17 protein-coding genes and 1 pseudogene are annotated in these 21,544 nt (G+C 51.9%); 14 read left to right on the top strand and 4 right to left on the bottom strand.

From position 1 onward, the window contains the following. Positions 1-36 precede the first annotated feature (36 nt). On the top strand, positions 37-2,511 hold the full coding sequence (locus ABEA66_RS27745) for a glycoside hydrolase family 2 TIM barrel-domain containing protein (RefSeq protein WP_345592760.1): 2,475 nt from the start codon (positions 37-39) through the stop codon (positions 2,509-2,511). Between the two features lie 88 nt (positions 2,512-2,599). Beyond that, positions 2,600-3,754, top strand: a complete 1,155-nt coding sequence (locus ABEA66_RS27740; RefSeq protein ID WP_345592758.1) for a glycoside hydrolase family 88 protein — start codon at positions 2,600-2,602, stop codon at positions 3,752-3,754. Positions 3,755-3,891: 137 nt separating this feature from the next. Here the strand turns inward: ABEA66_RS27740 and ABEA66_RS27735 are convergent, their stop codons facing one another. Further along, a complete protein-coding gene (locus ABEA66_RS27735) occupies positions 3,892-4,641 on the bottom strand; it encodes a helix-turn-helix transcriptional regulator (protein ID WP_345592756.1) in 750 nt (249 codons plus the stop codon). Between the two features lie 152 nt (positions 4,642-4,793). Here ABEA66_RS27735 and ABEA66_RS27730 point away from each other — a divergent pair, with 152 nt between their 5' ends. From ABEA66_RS27730 to ABEA66_RS27715, 4 genes are read left to right on the top strand one after another with little or no spacing between them, the layout of a single operon-like run. Next, the gene (locus tag ABEA66_RS27730) at positions 4,794-5,777 is read left to right on the top strand and encodes a hydroxyacid dehydrogenase (RefSeq protein ID WP_345592754.1); all 984 of its coding nucleotides are present in this window, start codon (positions 4,794-4,796) and stop codon (positions 5,775-5,777) included. A gap of 26 nt (positions 5,778-5,803) precedes the next feature. Continuing rightward, the gene (locus tag ABEA66_RS27725) at positions 5,804-6,655 is read left to right on the top strand and encodes a sugar phosphate isomerase/epimerase family protein (protein ID WP_345592752.1); all 852 of its coding nucleotides are present in this window, start codon (positions 5,804-5,806) and stop codon (positions 6,653-6,655) included. Next, on the top strand, positions 6,642-8,039 hold the full coding sequence (locus ABEA66_RS27720) for an enolase C-terminal domain-like protein (RefSeq protein WP_345592751.1): 1,398 nt from the start codon (positions 6,642-6,644) through the stop codon (positions 8,037-8,039). Before ABEA66_RS27725 ends, ABEA66_RS27720 begins: the two co-directional genes overlap by 14 nt. 23 nt (positions 8,040-8,062) lie before the next feature. Beyond that, the gene (locus tag ABEA66_RS27715) at positions 8,063-9,247 is read left to right on the top strand and encodes a Gfo/Idh/MocA family protein (protein ID WP_345592750.1); all 1,185 of its coding nucleotides are present in this window, start codon (positions 8,063-8,065) and stop codon (positions 9,245-9,247) included. A gap of 281 nt (positions 9,248-9,528) precedes the next feature. On the opposite strand, the gene ABEA66_RS27710 is transcribed toward ABEA66_RS27715, so the two are convergent. Both ABEA66_RS27710 and ABEA66_RS27705 read right to left on the bottom strand, forming a co-directional pair. After that, positions 9,529-11,562 carry a penicillin-binding transpeptidase domain-containing protein gene (locus ABEA66_RS27710; protein WP_345592748.1) on the bottom strand — a complete coding sequence of 678 codons (2,034 nt, stop codon included), beginning with the start codon at positions 11,560-11,562 and terminating at the stop codon, positions 9,529-9,531. A gap of 139 nt (positions 11,563-11,701) precedes the next feature. After that, positions 11,702-12,634, bottom strand: coding sequence for a helix-turn-helix domain-containing protein (locus tag ABEA66_RS27705; RefSeq protein ID WP_345592746.1), 933 nt, complete (start codon positions 12,632-12,634; stop codon positions 11,702-11,704). 205 nt (positions 12,635-12,839) lie between these two features. On the opposite strand from ABEA66_RS27705, the gene ABEA66_RS27700 reads away from it, so the two are divergent. After that, positions 12,840-13,580, top strand: coding sequence for a ThuA domain-containing protein (locus ABEA66_RS27700; protein WP_345592744.1), 741 nt, complete (start codon positions 12,840-12,842; stop codon positions 13,578-13,580). A gap of 261 nt (positions 13,581-13,841) precedes the next feature. On the opposite strand, the gene ABEA66_RS27695 is transcribed toward ABEA66_RS27700, so the two are convergent. Next, positions 13,842-14,312, bottom strand: coding sequence for a hypothetical protein (locus ABEA66_RS27695; protein ID WP_256865578.1), 471 nt, complete (start codon positions 14,310-14,312; stop codon positions 13,842-13,844). 293 nt (positions 14,313-14,605) lie between these two features. On the opposite strand from ABEA66_RS27695, the gene ABEA66_RS27690 reads away from it, so the two are divergent. The 7 genes and pseudogenes from ABEA66_RS27690 to ABEA66_RS27660 form a co-directional block, all read left to right on the top strand. Continuing rightward, on the top strand, positions 14,606-14,896 hold the full coding sequence (locus ABEA66_RS27690; RefSeq protein WP_028549983.1) for a YerC/YecD family TrpR-related protein: 291 nt from the start codon (positions 14,606-14,608) through the stop codon (positions 14,894-14,896). 295 nt (positions 14,897-15,191) lie between these two features. After that, positions 15,192-15,956 carry a sirohydrochlorin chelatase gene (locus ABEA66_RS27685; RefSeq protein ID WP_345592738.1) on the top strand — a complete coding sequence of 255 codons (765 nt, stop codon included), beginning with the start codon at positions 15,192-15,194 and terminating at the stop codon, positions 15,954-15,956. 37 nt (positions 15,957-15,993) lie between these two features. Then, on the top strand, positions 15,994-16,977 hold the full coding sequence (locus tag ABEA66_RS27680) for a diacylglycerol kinase (RefSeq protein ID WP_079914126.1): 984 nt from the start codon (positions 15,994-15,996) through the stop codon (positions 16,975-16,977). Beyond that, a complete protein-coding gene (rlmD, locus tag ABEA66_RS27675; RefSeq protein WP_345592735.1) occupies positions 16,958-18,544 on the top strand; it encodes a 23S rRNA (uracil(1939)-C(5))-methyltransferase RlmD in 1,587 nt (528 codons plus the stop codon). Before ABEA66_RS27680 ends, rlmD begins: the two co-directional genes overlap by 20 nt. Before the next feature lie 694 nt (positions 18,545-19,238). Then, the gene (locus ABEA66_RS27670) at positions 19,239-20,132 is read left to right on the top strand and encodes a hypothetical protein (RefSeq protein ID WP_212962144.1); all 894 of its coding nucleotides are present in this window, start codon (positions 19,239-19,241) and stop codon (positions 20,130-20,132) included. A gap of 123 nt (positions 20,133-20,255) precedes the next feature. Continuing rightward, a complete protein-coding gene (locus ABEA66_RS27665) occupies positions 20,256-20,672 on the top strand; it encodes a helix-turn-helix domain-containing protein (RefSeq protein ID WP_124331914.1) in 417 nt (138 codons plus the stop codon). Continuing rightward, positions 20,656-21,408 (top strand): annotated as a pseudogene (locus ABEA66_RS27660) (IS3 family transposase); the annotation flags it as partial. The gene ABEA66_RS27665 and the pseudogene ABEA66_RS27660, both read left to right, overlap by 17 nt. Positions 21,409-21,544: the final 136 nt, after the last annotated feature.

The raw sequence follows: 21,544 nt of genomic DNA, 5'->3' as shown, positions 1-21,544 counted from the left end.
AATGAAACCACTATAACCAACGGAGTGTGAATAGATTTGATCAAGCGCAGATTAATCGAGCAATGGGAGCATCACCGCGGAAGCCTGGGAGGGCCCTGGGAGGTATGGCGCCAGGACAAGCTGCAGAACCATTACAATGTCCCATGGCATAGCGTAGAGCTGCCTCATTCTTACAACGGACTGGACGTACTGGACCCGGACGGCAAGTATTATCAAGGTCAGGGCTGGTACCGCAATAAGCTGGAAGTGAACAACCCTTATCCTCAAGGGAGGACGCTGCTTCACTTTGAGGGAGCGGGCCAGCGTACGGATGTCTATGTATACACGAATAAGGTAGGCTCCCATTTGGGCGGCTATGACGAATTTACGGTAGACATTACGGAAGCTGTTGCGCAGGCGCGCGAAATCGAGCGCTACAAAGGACTCATTCCGGTAGCCGTGGCATGCGACAACAGCCGTGAGCTGGAGACGATTCCTTCGGATGCCAGTGACTTTAACCTGTACGGCGGGATATACCGCTATTTGAACCTGGTTTATGTGCCTGCGGTCTCCTTGGAGCGTGTCCATGTGGAGCCGAAGCTGTCTGACGATCATAGCAGCTGCCGTGTTGCGGTTCGCGCTGCCTTATACAATCCGCAAGGCTTGCAGGAAGAAGTGACCCTGAAGGTCAGCATCAAGGACGGAGAAGGACAGGAGCTGGCTCAATTCCAGCTTCGCGAGAAGCCTTGGACGGGGATGAAGGAGCTTGCCGTAACGGAGCTGGCGAATCCTGTGCTATGGACGACGGACAGTCCTTACTTGTACAGCTGCACGGTGGAGCTGGAAAGTGCATACGGCCGCACGGAGCAGGTGGAGTGTTTCGGGGCCCGCAGCTTCGAATTCGTGAAAAGAGGGCCGTTCAAGCTGAACGGCGAGCGTCTGCTGCTGCGCGGTACTCACCGCCACGAGGATCATGCGGGCGTTGGACCTGCGATGACCGAGGAAATGATCCGCACGGAAATGCAGCTGATCAAGGATATGGGAGCGAACTTCATTCGCCTCGGCCACTACCAGCAATCCCGTATCGTTCTAGATTTGTGCGACGAGCTCGGAATCCTGGTCTGGGAAGAAATCCCTTGGTGCCGCGGAGGTCTCGGAGGCGAGCAGTACCGCCAGCAGTGCCGCGATATGCTGACCGCGATGATCGAGCAGCATTACAACCATCCTTCGGTTATTCTATGGGGACTCGGCAACGAGAACGATTGGGAATGTGACTTTGACTACTTCGACCAGCAGGAAATCCGCGCGTTCATGAAGGAGCTTCACGATTTGTCGCATAAGCTGGACCCGAGCCGTCTGACCGCGATTCGCCGCTGCGAGTTCTGCAAGGACATTATCGACGTGTACTCGCCTTCGATCTGGGCAGGCTGGTACCGCGGTATTTATACGGATTATGAAGAAAGCAGCCGTCAAGCGTTCGAGAACGTCGATTCCTTCTTCCATATGGAGTGGGGGGCAGATAACCTGGCAACGCGTCATGTGGAGAAAACGTACACCGGCTTTGAGTTTATCAAGAGCGGTGACGGCGATACCGACGAGCGTGACGGCGATTATTTGCTGACCGGCGGCGAGCCTCGCGTATCCCGTGACGGCGACTGGTCGGAAACCTACTTCTGCGAAATGATCGACTGGTATTTGAAATCCCAGGAGAAGATGGACTGGCTGACCGGTGCGGCTCAGTGGGCGTTCAAGGATTTTGCGACACCGGTTCGTCCGGACTCCCCGATTCCTTATTTGAATATGAAAGGGATCATCGAACGCGACTTCACGAAAAAAGAAGCTTACTACGTGTACCAATCGTACTGGACAAGCAAGCCGATGGCCCGTATTTACGGCCATACGATGCCGGTTCGGTGGGGAGCCGCGGATGAGCTGAAAACCATCAAGGTATACTCCAACTGCCCGGAAGCGGAGCTGTTCTTAAATGGCGTAAGCCTCGGCGTGAAAAAGCGCGATTCACAAAACTTCCCTGCGGCAGGTCTGCGATGGGAGACCGTACTGAAGCCGGGCATCAACCAGGTGAAGGTGGTAGCGACCAAAGACGGCGTTACGGTAACCGACGAGCTGTCGTTTGAATATCAAACGGAAGCTTGGGGCCAGCCGGTCGAGCTCCGACTGAGCTCTGAGAAGCAGGAAGACGGCAATATCGTTGTCGAAGCGGTTGCTTATGACGCCAACGGCGTACGCTGCCTCGACGCGTTGAACTTCGTCCGGTTCGGCTTAACCGGCGACGGCAAGCTGATCGACCGCCAAGGTACGGTGCGCGGTTCCAGCTTGATTCAGCTGACGAACGGACGCGCACGCATCGTGATTGATCCTGTAGGCGGAGCTGCCGCCAGCGTGCCGGTGACCGGCTTCGTATCGGCAGGGGGACCAGCGGCAAGCGCGGCGGCTAATGGAACAAAGCATGAGCCAGTCTCCGTCGTAAGCGTTGCAAGCGCCGGCTTGCCGACCGCATTCTTAACCATCTAAAGTGATTCGGGCAGGGTGTGCTATGGCGCATCCTGCATCTATAAACTTCATTCGATTTCAGAAGCCATCCTAAAGGAGGATAACGAGCATGACAGCATTGGATACGAGCAAGTTGAAGCAAGCAGCGAATTTGCAAGAAGCACTTCCGCATATTTGGGAGGCTCTGCAGCACAAGGTAGATCGTATGATTACCCAAATCGGGGACAAGTCCCCTCACGTGGCTCCGGCTGATACAGGAGTTTATGACGATATGCGCCATGACTGGTGGACATCGGGCTTCTGGCCGGGCATTCTGTGGATTATGCACGAAATGACAGGCAAAGAGCATTACAAAAATGCAGCCTGGGTATGGGACGAGAAGCTGGAGCAAAAATCGATCCAGCAAAACAACTATCACCACGACGTGGGCTTCCAATACCTGCCTACTGCGGTAATCAAGTACAAGCTGACAGGTGATGAGGACGGCAAGCGCCGCGGGCTGACGGCCGCGAACTTCCTCGCTGGACGTTTCAACATTGCAGGCAATTTCCTCCGCGCATGGAATCAGGAAAAAATCGGCTGGTCGATCGTCGACTCCTCGATGAACCTGTCCATTCTGTTCTGGGCAGCCGAAGAAATCAAGGATCCTCGTTTCAGCCATATCGCTAAAGCTCACGCGGACACTGTTGTGAACCACTTTATCCGCGAGGACGGCTCGGTTAACCATATCGTCAGCTTCAACCCAGAGACCGGTGAGGTCATTGAGTCTCTCGGCGGTCAAGGCGCGGGCCCTCATTCCTCCTGGAGCCGCGGTGCCGCTTGGGCGCTGCACGGCATGGCGAACACATACCGCTACACCGGCGATAAGAAATATTTGCGCGCAGCACAGCGCGTAGCGCACTACTTCTTGTCCATGCTGCCGGAAGATCATGTGGCGCATTGGGATTTCCGCGCGGCGGAAAACTTGGCCGACGAGCCTCGCGACACATCGGCCGCATCCTGCGCCGCATCCGGGCTGCTGGAGCTGGCAGACGCGCTGCCAGGCGTTGAAGGCAAAGCCTACCGCGACGCAGCGGAGCGTATCCTGCTTTCGCTGACGCAAAACTACGGCACTTGGGACCGTCCTGAACACGAAGCGATTCTGCTCGAAGGAACGGGTAACAAGCCGGCGGGACAAAACGTGAACGTCTCCTTGATCTACGGAGACTACTACTACGTAGAAGCAATCGCCAAGCTGCTCGGCTGGAAAAACCGCATTTTCTAATTGGTTCGGCGTGAGCCGAATCCAAAATGAACCAAGCTCCTTCCCGCTTTGTGCGGGAAGGAGCTTTTTTAAATTTCGCGGCTCCCCGCATGTGCCTGAATCAGCTTCGAAGCCATGGGCCTACTTCGTGGGGTTATCTAATGAGCTCGATACAGCCTCGGATTCATTCCCGTCATGCGCTTGAAAAACCGCGAAAATGTAAAAATATCCTTAAAGCCCAGCTCCTCCGTGATATAAGATATATTGAATTCGCTATACCGCAGCATCTCCTTGGCCTTCTCCAGCCGGACCCGGTCGATGAAGGATTTCAAATTTTCTCCGGTCAGCTGCTTGAACAGCTTCGATATATGGCTTCGCGTATACGACAGCTGCTCTGCGATCTCGTCCACGCTGATAGGTCTGCCGTTCCGCTCCCGCACCATATCGGTAATAGCGCGGACAAGCTGGCTCGGCTCATCCTCCATTTGGCAAAAATCGTCCGACCCGATGTACACAAAGAGAGATTCCAGCATTCCCTCCACGAACGTTTTCTCGTAGGGCTTCAGGATCGTTCCGGTAATCGTCGCAAGAAGCGACGCCGTAAATTTCTCGGTGAACAGCGATTTTGGAATAACCCCTCCCCATGACGAGTCAGAAGCTTCGCTTCGTTCGAACTTCAATGTAATCCATGCCGCACCAGGAGTATCATAGATAAATTCATGCTCCTGAAAGGGAGGGATCAGCAGCAGATCTCCTGCATTCAGCACCCTGACGGTATTGTCGTACAGCGTATAGGCAATGTGACCGCGGGTGACCATTTCCAGCTGCCAGAACGTATGCGAGTGCAAAGCGACCTTCCCGTGGCCGTGTTTTTCCCCTTTAAACAAAATGAGCAGATTGGAGTTCATTGAATACACCTTCCCTCTACAAAGGCATCTCCCCTTACCATATCAACTATCACACAAAACGACAAGTAAAGGCTTGATTTTGCCATTCGTCCCTATTTCGCAAGGTGTTATATTTACTATGTAAAATAATGACGGAGAGGTGTGAATGGAGCATGGCCAAAGTAGGAGTTTTAATGCCGGTTAGTATGCAAAAAGCTATATTTTCGGAAGCAAGCCGCAACGAGCTTGAATCGATTGCTGAAGTGAAATGGAATCCAGCGGATGTACAGCTCAACGATGAGGAAGCCGCTGCCTTTTTGCAGGATTGCGAAGTGTCTGTAGGCTCCTGGAGGACGCCTAAGCCTACGAAGGCTATATTGGAGGCTTGTCCGTCCCTCAGGCTGTGGGAGCATGCCGCAGGGTCTGTCAAAGGCTTTTTCACCGACGATTTGCGCGGCAGCGATATTGTGATTGCTTCCTGCGCTCCGGCGATAGGGAGAACCGTAGCCGAGATGGTGCTCGGCGAAATGATCATCGGCCTGCGACGAATCCTTCCGAATGCCCAGTCGAACCGAACCGAGTTCCGGCAGCCGGTACCGAACAAATTGTATCTGGCGGCTGCTACGGTCGGCATCATCGGCGCGTCCCAGGTGGGCCGCTACTTCCTGCAGCTCGTACGGCCTTTCGGCCCAAAGGTGCTGCTGTATGATCCGTATATCTCGCAGGAAGCCGCCGCAGAGCTCGGGGCGACGAAGGTCGATTCGCTTCTAGAGCTCTGTGGGCAATGCGATGCCATCACGATGCATACCCCGATGACGGACAGCACGCGCCATATGATGGGAGCAAAGGAATTTCAGGCGATGAAGGATGACGCGATTTTTATCAATTCCTCCCGCGGCGGCTGCATTGATGAGCAGGCATTGATTGCAGAGCTTAAGAAAGGACGCCTGTTCGCTTTTCTCGATGTGTCCGATCCGGAACCTGCAGAGATGAGCAATCCGATCCGCACGCTGCCTAACTGCATTTATACGTCCCACTTGGCGGGAGGTCAAAGCTATCATATCGGGAATCAGGTCGTTGAAGATGTAAGGGCTTTCCTAAATGGCTCCAAACCGAAAATGGTCGTTACCTGGGATATGCTGGACCGTCTGGCGTAGCCGGGGAGAGGGGGAAGATCGATTCGATGCTGTATACCTTGTTTCCTAAGTTTTTTCAGAGCTGCGATGTGAACCTGCTTGCTGAGGCTGCCCGGGGGAGCGGATTCGATGCGGTCGATTTGGTGGTTCGTGAAGGCTACTGGGTCACTCCGGACCGATTTGCTGAAGAAGCTCCTGCTTTTGTGAAGTCCATGCAGCGCAGCAGCCTGAAGGTGGAGTTCGCGACAACCGGCTTTTCGCCGGAAATGCTCGCACAGGACGACACGCCCTTGAAGGTCATGTCCGATGTAGGCATCCGCAGCTTCCGCATGTCGTACTTTTCGTATAACGAGCAAGAGCACTTGTTTACGCAAATGGAGAAAGCCCGTGCTTCGATGTATCAAATGGCGGAGCTGTGCGCCAAATATAAGCTCAAGGCGGTGTACCAAATCCACCACGGGGACCGCATGCTTATTCATCATTCCTATGCGGCACTGTCTCTTGTAGAAGGGCTGCCGTCCGACTATGTCGGCATTATGCCGGACCCGGGCAACCAGTTTCATGAGGGTAACGATAACTGGAGGAGGGCGATTCTATCGCTCGGAAGCTACTTGGCCGGTATGGGAATCAAGGACGCCCAGTACGTGTACAATCCGGAGGGCAGGACGGCTCCGAACAAAGGCTGGAGCAAGCAATGGACGCCTTGTCAGGAAGGCGTAACGAATTGGCATGTCATCGCGAAGGCGCTGCACGAAGCCAAGTTTCAAGGCGTGCTGAACTTTCAGCCTTTTTATCATAGCAGTAACTTGGATCTCCTCATTCCTGCACTACGTGAAGAGGTGGCGTATATCAAGAGCATCATGAGAGAAACGGGGGAGACCTGTCATGAAGCCGTATGATATTACCGTAACCGGGTTGCAGTTATATGAGCTGCCTGTGCAAACCCGCGTCCCTTTGAAGTTCGGGGCTGAGGTACTGACTACCGTAACCTGCGCAAGAGTATGCATTCAGACGGAAAATCGGCTAGGCGAACGTGCCGAGGGCTGGGGGGAAACGCCGTTAAGCGTCCAATGGGTATGGCCGAGTTCGCTTAGCTATGAAGCGCGCGAGCAAGCCTTGAAGCAGATATGCCGGCTCATTGCCGAGGATCTGTCCGGGTGGAAGGAGCAGGGCCATCCGTTCGAGCTGGGCGTACGTTATCAGAAGCAGCGGCTGCCTAAGGTGGTCGATGCCTTTAACGCGGGCTCGGGCTTGCCTGAGCCTGTGCCTTATTTGGCGGCGCTGGTCTGCTTTTCCCTATTTGACATTGCGCTTCACGATGCTTACGGACAGACGAACCGTGTCAACATCTACGAGACCTACAACGGGACCTATATGAACGAGGATTTGTCCGCTTATTTGGAGCCGGCGGCAGGGTCATCGGTTAGCTTTGATGGGTTGTACCCGGAGGATTTTTTCTCCATTCCCAAGCATAAAGAATTGGTCGCATGGCATCTAGTAGGAGGCAAAGACCTGCTGTACCGGCACGAATTGACCGGCAGCGAACGCGATGACGGCTATCCGTACACGCTGGAGGATTGGATTGAACGAGACGGCCTGCAATGCTTGAAGGTCAAGCTGACGGGGAATGATGCGGCATGGGACTACAACCGGCTTGTTCAAGTCGGAGACATTGCATTAGCCAGACGGGTTGTATGGCTGACGGCGGACTTCAATTGCCAGGTTACCGATTGCAGCTACGTGAACGATATCTTGGACCGGTTAATGCAGGAGCATCCGGAAATTTATAAAGCGATCTTGTATATTGAGCAGCCTTTTCCTTATGAATTGGAGGAGCATCGGCTCGATGTTCGCAGCGTCAGCGCCAGAAAGCCTTTGTTCATGGACGAGAGCGCCCATGACTGGGAGCTGGTGAAGCTGGGGCGGGAGCTGGGCTGGACCGGCGTTGCGCTCAAAACGTGCAAGACGCAGACAGGCGCATTGCTAAGCCTCTGCTGGGCGAAGGCACATGGCATGACCTTGATGGTGCAGGATTTAACGAATCCGATGCTTGCGCAAATTCCTCACCTGCTGCTGGCTTATCATGCAGGTACCATTATGGGGGTGGAGACGAACGGAATGCAGTTTTACCCTGAAGCCTCTTATTATGAAGCCCAGGTTTACCCCGGATTGTATCGGAGACAGGACGGCAAGGTACAGCTGGACAGTCTGACCGGTTACGGATTCGGCTATCAGGTCGAACAAATCGCGAGACCCCTCCCGCAGCCCACGGTATGCTATTAGACAGCGGAAAGGCGGTGAAGCTGATGCAAGAGAAGGGCAGGATTCACATCGGTATTATTGGCATGGGCAATATGGGCAAGCTTTATTATGAGCAGCTGTCCCGGATGGAAGGCTGTCAGGTCGTCTCTATTTGGAGTCAAACGGAAGAAAAAGTAAATCGTCTCGCTGCCGAATACGGAGTTCAGGGCTTTACCGATTATATTGCGATGCTGGATGCAGGCAATCTGGATGCGGTTATCGTGGCTACCCCTCATTATCAGCATACGACCGTAACGATCGAGGCGCTGCGCCGAAATATTCACGTGCTGGTGGAAAAACCGGTTGCAGCCCATGTGAAGGATGCGGAGCGTATGATTGCTGTGTACGAAGAGCAGCGAAGGCATAAGCCGGATCTCGTATTTGCCGCCATCTATCAGCAGCGAACAGCTCCTGAGTGGCAGTATATCAGACAAGTGGTGCAGGAAGGCAAGCTCGGGAGGCTAATGAGGTTCGCCTGGTTTAATACGAATTGGTTCCGTCCGCAGGCGTATTTTAACGTAGGGAACTGGCGGGGCACGTGGAAGGGCGAAGGCGGCGGCGTGTTGTTAAATCAGTGCGCGCACAATCTGGATATGATGTGGTGGCTGTTCGGCCTCCCTCAATCGATTACAGCGACGGCTGCATTCGGAAAGTACCATCATATTGAGGTCGAGGATGAGGTTCATGCCATGCTGGAGTATCCGGGCGGGCTGATGGGAAGCTTCGTTGCGTCCACGTCGGAGTGCCCGGGCACGGATCGGCTGGAGATCGTCGGCGAATACGGCAAGCTTGTGTATGAGCACAAGAAAGTAACGCTGTATCAAAATGCGGAATCGGCGCTCGGCTACATTCAGCATTCCAAGCGGGCCTTCGGTACCGTCCGGCACGACGTGGCGGAGATCGAATGGGACGGAAGTGCGGGTCCTGGACATGAACGGATTGTGGCGGATTTCCTTCAAGCGATCGCAGACCGGCAGGAACCGTTGGTACCTGCGGCTGAGGGCTTACATTCGCTGATGATTATTAACGGCATGGTATTATCCTCTATCCGCGAGAGCAAGGTGCGTCTGCCGCTAGACAGCGATGAATATGAGCGGGAGCTGCAAAGGCTGATCAAGCATTCCACGTACCGTAAGCCGGAGGCGAGTCAGGATCAGGTTATGGTGGATGTTCGGGAGTCATTTCGGTGAGGGGGATAAAAAGAAGAAACGGCTCTTGGCCGTTTGAGTCTGAGGGGAAGCATGAATGATTCAGATGGGGATGTGGCGCTCCGGTGAGGTATCCCCTTCCGGCCGCTGTTGTTCTCGGGAAATTCTGATTATAATCCGCTTGATAGCGGGTATTTCCCGAGAACAAAGGCGGGCGCTACGCTCCTGCAGGGGACACCTCACCTCCAGCTGACGATGATGATCTGAACCAACAAGTTCCCCAACAGACAGAAGAAACGGCGGTGGGTGCCGTTTCTTCTTTTTTAAGAGGGTTTTAGATAGGATTGAAATAATGCTTTGATTTTTTCGCTCAAATAATGGCTTCCGCCGCGTTCCTGGACCTGCTCGACCATCAAGGAGAGCAAAAGCTGAGGCTTATCGGTGTTGAAGGCGACGAACCAGCCGTTCTCTTGTCCGGCGACGTCCTTTTTCTGCTTCAGCTCGGCGGTGCCCGTTTTGCCTGCCAAACGCAGGCCCTTAATCATCGCGGCATGGCCTGTGCCGGCCGGGTTTTCGATGACCTCGACCATTTTATCGGTCACGGTCTTGACGACATCAGGATCAAGCAGCCCGCTTTTCCAAGGCTCGGGCTTGGCTGCATCGCTTAAGAGCAAGGTCGGCTTCAGCATCGTTCCGTTGTTGGTAAATACTGTGTAGGTCGTCGCTACATGAAGTGAATTCATGACGACCTCTCCTTGACCATAGCCGGAGTCGGCCAGTTGGATATCGTTCTTCATCTTCGCCGTGTTAGAGAGGGAGGAGGCATCGAACGCAAGCGGGAGGGGCAGCGGTTCACCGAACCCGAACTTGCCGGCATCCTGCATGAATTTTTGCTCGCCCAGCTCCAGTGCCACCTGAGCGAAATAGATGTTGTCCGAATACATCATCGCTTTGGATAAATCGACCTGGCTCTGGGATGAAGACACCCGGGACACGTAATAATTGCCCCAGGAGGAATCCTTTTTCCACGTTTTCCCCGTAATTTCCTTCGCTGCATTCGGATCCAATGTGCGCTCCTGCAAGGCGATGGCCGCCGTGATAGGCTTAAACGCCGACCCCGGGGCATAAGCCCGGGCAAAACGATTCAAAAGCGGCTTGTTCGGATCATCCGTCCAAGCTTTCCACTGATCGGCCGATACGCCGCTAATGAACAGATTGGGATTATACGATGGAGCGCTGACCAAGGCCAGCACTTCCCCTGTCATAGGCTGAATGGCGGCGCCGGACCCCGCGTCCTTGGCAAGCTGCCGGTACAAATCCGATTGGAGAGTCGAATCGATCGTCAGCTTAATATCTTCACCATCGACCGCCTGCCGGCTCGCCAGTGTTGCTTTCTCCTTGCCGTCTGCATCTACAATATAGATCCGTCCTCCATCGGTTCCTCTAAGCCTTGATTCCAGGGAAAGCTCCAGTCCGGTTTTGCCGATCCAATCGTCTGCTGCATATCCTTTGTCCTTGTATTTGGCCAGCTCTTCTGCGGTCAATTTGCCTATGTACCCAACAAGATGGGCGGCTGCCTCCTCCAAGGGGTAGGAGCGCACCTTCCTGGTGCGATAGGTGACGCCGGGAATGGCCGTCAGAGCCTCCAGCCGTTGATCGCCCTTGGGCACAATGGTTACGGGAACGAAATAATCCGGCTTTACCCAGGAGGCATTGAGCAGATTTTGGATTGTTTTCGGGTCCAGCTTTAATAAATCAGCCAGCTTCTGGATCGAAGGGTCCGGAGTCTCCGGGAGCTTCTTGGGGATAAGGCCAAGCTCCAGCTTATCTTCGTTAATGGCCAGCCCGAAGCCCTGCCGGTCCAGAATTTCTCCACGCTGCGCTTTGGTATCCTCGACTCTTACTTTGTCCTTGTCTCCCAGCTTGGGATGAATATAAGCGGAGTCCCATTGGACTCTCCAATTTACGTCTTCTTTGACTATCAGCGCATTCTGATCATAGGATATGGGTCCATACGTGCTGTTCAGGTTCACGTGCAGTCTGTACGATTTTTTATCCTTGATTTTACGGGAATCGTCCTGCTCGACCGGCAGCCACTGGATGGACAAATCCTTCATGCCGATTCCTTCATAGATCGATTTGTGGCGGGTAACGAATGCGGTTGTGTCGATTTTTTGCTTGGAGTCCGTGGAGAGCCAATCGTACATGGCTTCGTATTGCTTTTGCTGCCACGCATTCGCGAAGGCTCGCATCGCATCATCCGGGTTCGGCTCATTGCCTTTGCAGCCCGCCATTGCAACCAGCACGCAGGTCAGCGCAAGCAAGCGGCTCCAGGTCACCATTCGTTTCTTTTTCATGCTTCACCATTCCCTTGCATTTCCGTTGCTATCCTATTGTATAGATAAATTTGGCAGGGAAGAATGGCTGCACTCTGATAATCCCCTCACAGCCCACTGATGCGAAAAGGCAACAAAAAAAGGGAGACGATCCTCTCCCTTACATCATCTGAGCTGCCTGCTCCATCGAGCTGTCACCCCGCATCCGCTGCTTGAACTCCTTGGGCGAGCACTGGTTATGGCGCTTGAACAGCTTGTAAAACTGGGCCATATTCGGAATGCCGACAGCATCACCGATTTCCATAATACTGGCATCCTTGGTCAGCAGGAGCCGTTCGGCTTTTTTAATCCGTTTATAATTCACATAGTCAACAAACGACATGCCCATGACCCTTTTGAAAAACTTAATGAAATAATGATAGCTCAGATTAAGGACGGCGCACGCCTGTTCAATCGCGATTTTCTCGCTTAGGTGGGCGTCGATATAATCGAGGGCGGGCTGCAGCCTCATCAGCTCGGCATTGTCGGCCCCTTGAAGCAGATCCCGGTCGTCATGACGCAGAAGGAGCAGCAGCAGCCTGCGGATCGAAGCGCTTATCGCGAGCTCGTACCCCTTGGCCTTGCTTTGGGCTTCCTGATAGATGTCCATAATGAGATCAAACGCCTGCCGCTGCACCTCGGGCTTCTCACGGAAAATATAGTTCAGCTGCCCGAGCGGACGTCTGGCCTCGTTGAAATAAGCCAAGTAAGGCATCGTGCTCTCATCAAAATGCTGGGACAAATCGAACTGGCACACGATATAGCTGAGCGGCATCGGAAGCTCCTTGCGAGTCCGGTGAAGCTGGGAGGAGCCGAACAAATGGACATCGCCCTTCTGCAGCAGTCTTGAATCATGCTTCGTTTGGATCCCCAGACCGCCTTCGGTCAGAATAAGAAACTCCACTTCTTTATGATAATGCCATTTATAGACCTTCGGAATCGATATGGTAGTGCCCGGGCTTTCGATCTGCCAAATTTTCAGGCGAAGCAGAGGATTCTGGTAATCGACGAGCTCATTAAATACAACGGTTTCCGTATCGTCCCACTTCGTCATACGCTTGCCGCAACCCCCGTTTCCACAAAAAGGAAGACTATATTGCATAATAAATTTGACGTTGAAATAAGAATAGTATAGCACGTTTGGACAGGACATGACATTATTGCATACAGATGGGGCAATTTTGAGAATATCTTTTTGTGCGGGGCATCTTATATAATCAAGGTACAAAAAAAGACCTATCAATGGAGGTAATAATCCCATGAGTCAAAAGCTGCGAGTCACGGTGTGGAATGAATTTCGGCATGAAAAAGAGAACGAAAAGGTTCGTTCCATCTATCCCAACGGCATTCATCAAGCGATAGGAGAGGGCCTCGGAGCCGATGTGGAAGTGTCCTACGCTACTTTGGATGAGCCGGAGCACGGGCTGACGGAGGAAAAGCTGAACAACACGGATGTTCTCATCTGGTGGGGTCATAAGGCGCATGGCGCGGTGGAGGACGCCATTGTAGAGCGTGTCCATAAACGCGTGCTGCACGGCATGGGCTTGATCGTTCTGCATTCCGGCCATTTCTCCAAAATTTTCAAAAAGCTGATGGGTACCTCCTGCGATCTGAAATGGCGCGAAGCGGATGAAAAGGAACGCATCTGGGTTGTGGCTCCAAGCCATCCGATTGTGGAGGGCATCGGTCAATATATTGAATTGGAAGCGGAAGAAATGTACGGGGAGCACTTCGATATTCCTCAGCCGGATGAGCTGATTATGGTCAGCTGGTTTGAAGGCGGAGAGGTGTTCCGCAGCGGCTGCACGTTCCATCGCGGTCAAGGCAAAATCTTTTATTTCCGCCCGGGACACGAGACGTATCCAACCTATTACAACGAACAAGTACGCCGCGTGATTCGCAATGCAACGCATTGGGCAGCGCCATCGACTCGCGAATATCCGGTTTATGGGAACCACAAGCCATTAGAGACCATCAAGGCCAAGGTACAGCAGGGATAAGCCTGGCGGGGCGGTTATTGGCATCGGAAGGAATTGGAGGTCCGGTTGGAGCATATGCTGCTCTTACCGGGCTTTTTGATGTTATAGCTAAATGCGGCTGCACCTCTAGAAAAGGAGGATAATAGACGTTTTTCTCCCAATGGAAGGGATTTTTACAGCAAACCCGTTTACGTCTACGAGGATTTGGCTAAACAGATAATAGAGCCGCCCCTCGCGCAGGTGCAGCTCTTTTTCATCATGAAGAAGTGAAGGCTTGCAGCCTTATCTGGAAGTGCGCCGTTTGACGCGAGTCTTTTGTACGGGACCGGTTTTGCGTTTGCGGCGCCTTTTGCGTCTGGGGGTTACCTCCAGGCTGTCACCGTTTTTCTTCTTAAGGAGACCGCCCATCAGCACCTTGACTAGCGGAGCTACTTGTTGTACGCTTTGCACCATGCGCTGTACTTTCGACACCGTATCAACAATGCCTTCGATACCACCGAGCCGATCAATGATTTGCTTGATTTGGCCGATGTTAATGTTGCTGTTCCCGCCGCCACCCGATCCGCCCAGCAGAGTCGTTAATCCGCCTCCGCCGCCGTTGTTGGTTGCAGGGACAGGGGACTGCGCATAGCTGTTAATTTCCATTCCCGGATATTGAACCGGGTATTGTCCTCCTTCAAAAAAAGAGCCCGGCTGAGTAAAGCTGCGCATCGGATCACCTTGGTTTCCGATAGTTGGTCTTTGATAAGTCACGGGTTTTCACGATCCTTTATTATGGATTTCTAAGTCACTGGATGCCACTGGCAAAAGGTACCTTTGGACGTACCGAAAATTGGACATAGACGTTTTACCTAATTTAGTCTATGTTATAGGCGAATGAATGGATTGGACTCCTGTCACGGTTTTATCAGCTTTTTGATGTTTTACTTCATTACCGCATAAAAATAGTAAAGAATTGCTAATCTAAAGGGAGGATTTCCTCCATTGGTGTCGAATACATTAATGTAAGAATTGTTAGCAGACCATCATAGGGGTTGAACGAAAACATGCAATTGAAAAAATTAAATGATAAAGCGATCGATCAACTGTTCGAAGCGGTCCTGACGCTTAAAGATATTGAAGAATGCTACGTCTTTTTCGACGATTTGTGCACGGTGAACGAAATTCAGTCCCTGTCCCAGCGTTTGGAAGTGGCCCGGATGCTGCGCAAAGGCAATACATATAACCAAATTGAGGCGGAAACCGGTGCCAGCACGGCTACGATTTCCCGCGTCAAGCGCTGCTTGAACTACGGTAACGACGGTTATAAAATGACGCTGGAGCGCCTTGGACGCTAGCGGAAATGCGCAAGCTTATTCGCCATCCTTCCCGAATGTGAACCGGGAGGGATTTTCTTCGTGTACCAATAAAATCATTGCTAACGGTACCTTCAGGGAAGCTCTGGCTGGTATCCTATCCGGTGACTTCTGCTAAGGAACTGATCTGAAAAAGTTTATTCACAAAGTCGTTGAGCCGCCAGGGAACGGACTCGGCAGGATTATGCTATAATAGGAAAAAGCTGTGTAATAAGCGTGGTCGAACAGCCTGATTACATCGATAGATGGTTTTCTCGTACAGGGGAGAGGATATTCGTTGGTAAAACACGGCATATTAGTCATAAGTCACGGTTCACGCAGCGAAGAGTGGGTTCGGCTTGTGGACGAAGCGGTCCTGGCGATGCATGTACCGGCGAATGTTCCGGTATACTCCTCCTTTCTGGAAATCGTGGAGGGGCGTCTGATCCAGGATGGAATCACCGCTTTGGAGATGCAGGGCGTGACAGATATTGTGGTTATCCCGCTGTTCGTTTCTTCAGGAAGCACTCATATCGATGAAATCAGCTATGCTCTCGGCGTTAAGAAGGAGCCTGTCCTTCCGACGGATATGCTTCCATTCGATATAAAAGCAAGAGTGCATTTTACATCGCCCATTGACGACGATCCGGATATAGCAGCTATCCTTTACGAGAAATTGAAGCCGCTATCGGTCGATCCCTCTCAGGAAATCGTTCTTTTAGTAGGGCACGGAAGTGTAGAAAAAGGATTCTTCGAGCCATGGCAGGACGGCATGAGGAAGCTGGCGATGCGCATTCAAGCGTTGGGCAGCTTCGATGAGGTCGATACAGCCATGCTGCTGCCCGATCAAATACCAAGCAAGCTGAACAAGTGGAGCGAGTGTAAGCCGCATCATACGGTGCTGGCAGCTCCGCTATTCTTAAGCGAAGGGTACTTCACGAACGAGGTAATTCCTTCTCGTATGCAAGGCTATACATATAAATATAATGGGAGAGCGCTGTTGCCGCATCCTCTGCTGACTCGGTGGATGGAGCGGCAGGCGGCTCCTTTTTTGGAGTGGTAACCATGCAGCAAATCGAGGCGAACGGGTGAATAAAGGAATGACCAAACGTGCAAGACTGATATACAATCCAACTTCCGGCAGGGAAGAAATGAGAAGGCGGCTGCCTGAAATATTGCAGCGGCTGGAGCGGGGCGGGCTGGAGACGTCCACGCACGCCACGATCGGCGAAGGCGACGCGACGCTTGCCGCAGCGGATGCGGTGGAGCGCGGTTTCGACGTGATCATTGCAGCGGGCGGCGACGGTACGCTGTATGAAGTGATCAACGGCATGGCGGAGAAGCCGCACCGTCCTCCGCTTGGGATTCTGCCTTTGGGCACGACCAACGACTTTGCCCGGGCGCTTAATATTCCGCGCAGCTGGGAAGGTGCGGTCGATGTCATTTTGCAGCAGCATACGAAGGTAATCGATGTCGGGAAAATGAATCAGCGCTACTTCATCAACATTGCCGGCGGAGGCTCTCTGACCGAGCTGACTTACGAGGTGCCGAGCAAGCTGAAGACAATGATCGGCCAGCTGGCCTATTATATGAAGGGACTGGAGAAGCTGCCGCGGCTTCGTCCAATCGAGCTGCATATCCGGACCGACGAAGCGGAATTCCATGAGGAAGTGATGCTGTTCCTCATTTCGAATAGCAACTCCGTAGGAGGCTTTGAGCGGTTGGCGCCCGACGCTTCCCTCAATGACGGCTTGTTCGATGTCCTGATCTTGAAAAAGTGCAATCTCGCCGAATTTATCCGCGTCGTCACCTTAGCGCTCCGCGGCGAGCATCTGGGTGACCCGAACATTATTTATTTTCAAACCCGCAACATTGAAGTGACCTCTCCGGATTATGTGCAGATCAATCTGGACGGCGAATTCGGCGGCACTCTGCCGTGCTTATTCACTAATTTGCCGTCCCATCTTCACATTTTCGTAGACGAGAGCGGTCAATCGGTATATAAAACGAACCCATTGCAGCAGATCAAGCTGCCTTGGAAAACCAAATCTGGAGTGGACGGACATGAGCACGAAGAGCAATAACGGCAGCAGAAGGCCGCAGGGCAAGGGACGACAGCAGGATGGCGCCCAAGCCCAAGGCGGCTATCGGAATGCAGGAAGAAAGACGGTGGGTCCTGCACCAGATTTGAGTGGCCTGCCTGTGGCGAAAAACGAAGAATATGAAGCCGATATTGTCGGCATCGGGCACGAGGGAGAAGGGGTAGGCCGTGTGAACGGCTTTACCCTTTTTATTAAGGGAGCGCTGCCCGGAGAGCGGGTGCTGGTCAAGGTGCTGAAGCTGAAGAAGCAGTACGGCTACGCCAAGCTTCTGCGCATCCTTAAGCCAAGCCCCGATCGTATCGCGGCGCCCTGTCCGATCTACAGCCAATGCGGCGGCTGCCAGCTGCAGCATTTGAGCTATGAAGCGCAGCTACGCTTCAAGCGGCAGCTCGTGGTGGACAACCTGCAGCGGATCGGTAAGCTTCAGGTAGTCGGAAGCGGAGATTTATCCAAGGGGCAGAGTACAGAAAACGCAGGATCATTTTCTAGAGCGGATAAGGGAGTTATCGTCCATCCGACGCTGGGGATGGACGATCCTTGGCGCTACCGCAACAAGGCGCAGGTGCCTATCGGCTTCGAAGCGGCCTCGGCCGACCGGGAGGGCGGCTTGGTCGGGGGCTTCTACGCCCAAGGCAGCCACCGCATTATCGATATGGATGAGTGCCTCATCCAGCAGGAGAACAACGACCTCGTCGTCGCCGAGGTCAAACGCATCGCCCGCGAGCTGGGGATCCGGGCATATAACGAGGAGACCCACAAGGGCCTGCTGCGCCACGTCGTGGCGCGTTACGGCTTCAACACAGGCGACATCATGGTCGTCCTCATCACGAACGGCGAAAGCCTGCCGTACGCGGACGAGCTGGTCGGCCTGCTGCGCCAAGCCATTCCTGGCATTAAGAGCATCTGCCAGAACATCAACAAAGAGCGGACCAATGTTATCTTCGGCGACAAGACGAAGGTGCTCTGGGGCGACGATGTGATCTATGACACCATCGGAGACATCCGCTTCGCGATCTCGGCGCGGTCGTTCTATCAAGTGAACCCCGTACAGACTGAGGTGCTGTACGGGAAGGCGCTCGACTTCGCCGGACTGACCGGCGAAGAGACCGTGATCGATGCCTACTGCGGCATCGGCACGATTTCGCTCTTCTTGGCGCAGCGCGCTCGCCAAGTGTACGGAGTCGAGATCGTCGACGAAGCGATCGACGATGCTCGGCGCAATGCGCGGCTGAACGGCATCCGCAACGTTCAGTTCGAGACCGGCGCGGCCGAGGTCGTCATCCCCGAATGGCGTCGACAGGGCATCGCCCCCGACGTCATCGTGGTTGACCCGCCGCGCAAAGGCTGCGACGCCGCGCTGCTCGACACGATACTCGAGATGCGTCCATCTCGAGTAGTGTACGTGTCGTGCAATCCCTCGACTCTGGCGAGGGACTTGCAGGTGCTCGCGGCAGGCGGCTACACCACCGTCGAGGTCCAGCCGGTGGATATGTTTCCGCATACGGTGCATGTGGAGTGCGTAATAGGAATGCAACGAATCGATACGTAGAAATCCTTTATTTTCAACACTTTGCGCGTTTTATGACTTTCACGGCGGACGGCAACGACTTCAAAAATAAGGTGCTCAAAGACAAAATTGAGGTTTCCGTCGTTTTGGACCTGGATTTGGACGTCGGGTGTGTAGACATATTGAATACAATGGAATAAGTTCACGAATCAGCTTTGAAAATGATGTTGCTGTAACGCATGAATATACAAGAGAACGCCTTGCGGTGTTCTCTTTTTATATAATTCAGAAAGGCAGTAGCCCTGAGAGATATTCAGCGCAACCGGTTTATTGCATGACAAGGGATTTGTGGATGTCCGAAGTGATAGTCTTCAAGAATCAGAAAGGTGCGGTGTGATCAAAACCACAACGTCGGCATATTCCGGTGATTCGGTCTCGAAAGTTCTGCCTTTGCGTCTGCCAGAGAGGCTGATATATTCAAGTACATTTAAACGGAAGTCATGAAGCATTGCCCAACCATTAAAGAAATTAAATGGTTGGTAAAATTTCCAATACGCATTGCAACGTTTTTCCTTCCAAATGTGTCTATATGTTTAGACAACATGAACTACTATGACTTATGCTCTATAGGCAAGGAAAGAATGGGTCTCTAGGAGGGGAGAAAAATATGTAAAATTGTCAGGAAGAACGGCAAGTGATATCTTCTATAACCACAAAAATTGGAGGTGCTTTGTAAATGAAACGTAACCCTATTTCAATGGCTTTGGTGTTATTATTGATTTTCCTAATCTCAATTGGGCCAGGTAATGTATTCGCGGCAGGAACAAATTCCGCTCCAAACGAGCGATTTTCAAATGGTAAATATGCTGTTGAAGGTAAAGTGGTTAAAGTGGAAACAAAGCAGATCCAGAGCTTTAGTGGAGAGGAAGCCAATGTTCGCATCCCATTTTCACTAGAAAATGTTGAGTACTATATTGTGTCAGCGACTAAAAAGGATGACAGCCAATATTTCTTTGATTATGTTTTGACGACGTACAATGAACGAGTCGTTTCGGCACCAGTAAAATACAACGAAAGAGATAGAACCTTGCTTATCAAGGTAGGGACTGCTTCGAAAGATGTAGATTTAAGCAATACCGATGGCGAAAGAGCAAAAGCTAATTCTTCAATTACTGAAGCTCCGAAAAAAGACACTGCCCTTGAAAATAAAATACAGCCGTTGGCTTTCACAACGAAAAGTGGTTCATTTCAAACGGTTTGGGAGGACCCGATTAATCTGAATGTCAATAGCGTGAAAGACAATATTACATTTAGTTATGACGGAACTACTGTAAACTATATTGACGGATCAGATAATCGCACCTGGCTAACAGCATCAGGTTGGTATGAAAAAAGCCATAGTATTAATTCTTACTACTCTTATTTAAGCGGTAAGGCAGTCAATATAACAGTGGCAACAACAGCTACTTATCAGAACGACACATTCTGTGCGCTCAATACTACAAATGTATACTACAATCCAAACGCAGTAACAGGAACATATATTGGCAACATTTCAGGTCAAGTCAGTACAAATGCAACTGGCGGTTGCTCAAGCTGGTTGCATTATTATAATGTTTTAGATAATTAATTGCGTTTGCCGAATCATACAAAATGAGAACCCAGTGCCACATTGAAGTGCACCCCTTATAGTGGAGATTGGAAAAACACCTTGGTGTTTAACCGATGAAAACTATAGGGGGTGCTTTTCGTTATGGCGAGAAAAGGGCAAAAGTTTGTCGCGTACAGTTTTGAAACGAAGAAGAAGGCGGTTGAAATGCGTCTTCAAGGGATGACAAAGCAAAAGGTAGCCGAAGTATTAGGGATTGTAGACATCGATCGCCTCAAAGTGTGGATGCGTCGTTACAAGCAAATGGGCGATTATGGTCTTATGGATCACCGTGGTAAACGTAAGCAATACATCGATGAAGATCGTTACGTTAAGCGTTTGGAATTGGAGAATGCCGTCCTAAAAAAGTGGTTGGCCATTACGAAGGCGGAGGTGTACCAGAGAAGTATCGGGTTGTCCATGAGCTCCGTAAAAATTTTAGCGCGTCACAGAGCTATGCAAAGAGGTTGGTGTCTCCCCAAGCGGATATTACGCCCATGTAAAGCGCATGAAAGAAGATAAGGACGAAGCTGCAAAGCAACTGGTTAGAGCAACATATGAACGCTACAACGGCGTTTACGGCTACAGACAGATCCAACTGTTCCTGTATCAAGATCATGGCGTTTGGATGAATCACAAGAAGGTCTTGCGTCTCATGCAAAAGATGAACCTACGCTCCAAAATACGTCGAAAATACCGCCACTACAGCCGGACCTGGAACATTGGCGATCGTGCCATTAAGAACGTCTTAGATCGCCGGTTTCAAGCGGAAGCGCCTAATCTAAAGTGGGTGACGGATATTACACAGTACAAGGTAGGCGACGATTGGCTGTATCTCTCCGCGATAAAGGATTTGTGCAATAACGAAATAGTAAGTTACCAAATTAGCCAGCGTAATGACACAGAGCTTGTATTGCAGACGTTCTCAAGGGCGTTTGAAAAGGAGAAGGACGTAACCGGGCTGATCGTTCACAGCGATCAGGGGTCCCAGTACACGTCCTACAAGTACCACGACATGCTGCCACAGGTTGGCGCCCAAATCAGCATGTCTCGCCGAGGCAATTGTTATGACAATGCCTCAATGGAGAGCTTCTTCTCGCATTTGAAGGCGGAAGGGCTCTACCCCTATGATATTAAATCTGTCGAAGAAGCACAAAGACGAATTGAGGACTACATCCACTTTTACAACAACTTCCGACCTCAAAGGAAGTTAAACAAGCTGTCACCGATTGAGTACCGGCGACAGCTTGTTGGGTAGGGTTTTTCTTAAATGTCCGCTAAATGGGGTCTTGACCACATATGCACTGGGTTTGTATTTTTTGAAATTTGATTATCCAACTAACTCAGGATAGGTGATTGTTCCGGACAAAACACAACACTGAACTAGTCGGTTG

Source organism: Paenibacillus vulneris, assembly GCF_039543185.1.
GTDB lineage: Bacteria > Bacillota > Bacilli > Paenibacillales > NBRC-103111 > Paenibacillus_S > Paenibacillus_S vulneris.
Note: the sequence above shows the minus strand (reverse complement) of the source record. Positions and strands in the feature narration are given on the sequence as shown.

What these genes read in the sequence shown, in the direction of transcription:
- ABEA66_RS27690 (WP_028549983.1), top strand. Translation starts at nt 14,606, where the DNA reads ATGCAATTGAAAAAATTAAATGATAAAGCGATCGATCAACTGTTCGAA.
- ABEA66_RS27705 (WP_345592746.1), bottom strand. Translation starts at nt 12,634, where the DNA reads ATGACGAAGTGGGACGATACGGAAACCGTTGTATTTAATGAGCTCGTC.
- ABEA66_RS27700 (WP_345592744.1), top strand. Translation starts at nt 12,840, where the DNA reads ATGAGTCAAAAGCTGCGAGTCACGGTGTGGAATGAATTTCGGCATGAA.
- ABEA66_RS27710 (WP_345592748.1), bottom strand. Translation starts at nt 11,562, where the DNA reads ATGAAAAAGAAACGAATGGTGACCTGGAGCCGCTTGCTTGCGCTGACC.
- ABEA66_RS27665 (WP_124331914.1), top strand. Translation starts at nt 20,256, where the DNA reads ATGGCGAGAAAAGGGCAAAAGTTTGTCGCGTACAGTTTTGAAACGAAG.
- ABEA66_RS27740 (WP_345592758.1), top strand. Translation starts at nt 2,600, where the DNA reads ATGACAGCATTGGATACGAGCAAGTTGAAGCAAGCAGCGAATTTGCAA.
- ABEA66_RS27680 (WP_079914126.1), top strand. Translation starts at nt 15,994, where the DNA reads ATGACCAAACGTGCAAGACTGATATACAATCCAACTTCCGGCAGGGAA.
- rlmD (WP_345592735.1), top strand. Translation starts at nt 16,958, where the DNA reads ATGAGCACGAAGAGCAATAACGGCAGCAGAAGGCCGCAGGGCAAGGGA.
- ABEA66_RS27715 (WP_345592750.1), top strand. Translation starts at nt 8,063, where the DNA reads ATGCAAGAGAAGGGCAGGATTCACATCGGTATTATTGGCATGGGCAAT.
- ABEA66_RS27720 (WP_345592751.1), top strand. Translation starts at nt 6,642, where the DNA reads ATGAAGCCGTATGATATTACCGTAACCGGGTTGCAGTTATATGAGCTG.
- ABEA66_RS27725 (WP_345592752.1), top strand. Translation starts at nt 5,804, where the DNA reads ATGCTGTATACCTTGTTTCCTAAGTTTTTTCAGAGCTGCGATGTGAAC.
- ABEA66_RS27735 (WP_345592756.1), bottom strand. Translation starts at nt 4,641, where the DNA reads ATGAACTCCAATCTGCTCATTTTGTTTAAAGGGGAAAAACACGGCCAC.
- ABEA66_RS27670 (WP_212962144.1), top strand. Translation starts at nt 19,239, where the DNA reads ATGAAACGTAACCCTATTTCAATGGCTTTGGTGTTATTATTGATTTTC.
- ABEA66_RS27730 (WP_345592754.1), top strand. Translation starts at nt 4,794, where the DNA reads ATGGCCAAAGTAGGAGTTTTAATGCCGGTTAGTATGCAAAAAGCTATA.